Raw genomic sequence first — 2,001 nt, forward strand, 5'->3', positions numbered from 1 at the left:
GCTATGGCCTGACGCTGGCCTCGTTCCGGCTGACCGGCAACATCGCAGAGACCGCCAGCGGCCGCCTGATCGAACAGCCCGAAGTCACGGCACTGCTGGCCGATTTCTTTGACGCGCAAGCCGATTGGCAAAACATTACTGACGGCGCGTCAGAAGCCCTGGCAGGGCTTGGCGATCGCGCGGAAATCATCTTGCTGACGGCCATGCCGCACAAACACCGTGCCGTGCGTCGCGTCCATCTCGACGCGCTTGGGCTGAGCTACCCGCTTCTGACCACTGAAATGGCCAAAGGGCCGGCAGTGGCCAAGCTTCGCGGCAAGGCCGGCCGACCGGTGGTCTTCGTCGACGATCAGCCGCACAATCTGGCGTCGGTACGGGAATCGGTCGCCGACGCCGAACTGTTCCACCTGATGGCCGACAATTCGCTGCGCGCATTCCTGCCGCCGGTGACGGACGATGTGGTCGTCGTCCAGGACTGGCACGAGGCAGCGCCCAAGATCGCAAGCGCGCTGGGGCTCTGAACTCCAGCTTCAGGGTTCAGTTCGCACCTGCGCCGCCGCTGTCGTCTCCGCTGTCATCGGCGCCGTCACCATCATCCAGGCTGTCGTCCACGGCCGGATCGGCGGGCTTCAGCATGACGCCATTGACGGTGACCGAGCCATCGGCCTTGGCATTGACGATCCATTCCAGCCGGCCGTCGGGCAGCGTCTTGCCAAAGCCCTTCGCCATGAGAGCGACTGGCACGTATTGGCCAACCTCCGGTTCCGACTTTGCCGCTTCCTGCAGGCCTTCGACAAGCTTGTCGAAGCCGGCGACATCGACGGTTACGCTTCCTTCGGGCTTTTCGCCTGGGAATGTCATCTCGCCTTCCAGCGCGATCTCCGTGTCCTTGTTCTTCACGGTGCTGTGGCCAAGCACGACCTTCGGCATCTTGGCCATGAAGTCGACTTTAAGCTGCTCGCCGAATTCGGCCGGCAGCGGCGGATTCTTATTGAGATCAAAAGCTTCGATCGCCTTCTTCGCCATGCTGTCGAGATCGATATTGGCGCCGCCAAAGTTCAAATCGACATCGGTGGGCAACAACCCCACGCTCCAGCTCGGCAGAAGCTGGGTCGGCACGGTCAGCCCCGATGCCTTGATGCCGTACGTGATCGTGCCGTTCTGGGCCACGCCATCGGTGCCGAACACGGTGCTGAGCTGGGTGGCGCCGAAATTGCCGACCGGGCTTTCCACCGCGAAATCCTTAAAACCGTAGGTCCCGTCGATACGCTGCCAAAGCGGCAAGGCGGCGAGCAGAAGCGATTTGAGCTGCGCCTGGTTGGCCTTCAGCGTCGCCTCGTCCTCGTTGGCCACCGCAAATGCCAGGAGGTCGAGCAATGGCTTGGTCCGCACGCCCTTGCCGCTGGCTTCGACCGACAGTTCCGGCGACCTGACGGTGACCGGGAATTTCAACCCGCTCTCCGGATCGTCGAAATCGATCGCTTCGACAAAGCTCGACACCTTTTGCGAGGTTGTGAAATCGACGCCCCCGGTCGCCGACTTGGTCGCGGCAACGGTCGCGATGCCGGCGCCCGTGCTGGCTTCCATGTGCTGCTTGGCATCCTTCGATGCCATCGTCATGCCGGCCATCGAGCTGGTGCCGCTGGTGAAGGCCGCCAGATTTGGATCGTAGACGCCCGAACCCTTGCCGTCCTTGATCGAAAACTGAGTGCTTTGCAGCCCTTCGGGTCCGTTGAACTCGAAGGAGGCAGTTTGGGAGAAATCCATGGAGACATCCCAGGACCCGTCGCTGCGCGGCTTGACCATCAGGGCATAGGGCGCGAAGTCGAACTTCAGCAGTTTCTGGTCCGGAAACGATGCCGCAAGTGCCTTGAAATCGAACAGGATCCTGTAGGCGCCACCTTCAAGCGAAACCTTCAAAATGCCTTTGTCGATGGCCTGCTTGCCGACATAGCGGGACAAGTCGTCGGATAATTGCTTCGCACCCTGACTATCGACGGT

Annotated in this window: 2 protein-coding genes; one reads left to right on the plus strand and one right to left on the minus strand. The window is 61.6% G+C overall.

Going from position 1 to position 2,001, the window contains the following annotated elements:
* Window positions 1–521 (plus strand): hypothetical protein (locus EN906_RS32260; protein WP_127375685.1); only part of this gene is annotated, 521 nt, incomplete at its 5' end.
* Window positions 522–537: 16 nt separating this feature from the next.
* On the opposite strand, the gene EN906_RS32265 is transcribed toward EN906_RS32260, so the two are convergent.
* A partial coding sequence (locus EN906_RS32265; RefSeq protein WP_127375686.1) for a hypothetical protein occupies window positions 538–2,001 on the minus strand: 1,464 nt, incomplete at its 5' end.

This window comes from Mesorhizobium sp. M7A.F.Ca.CA.004.06.1.1 (assembly GCF_003999135.1).
In the GTDB taxonomy this organism is placed as follows: Bacteria; Pseudomonadota; Alphaproteobacteria; order Rhizobiales; family Rhizobiaceae; genus Mesorhizobium.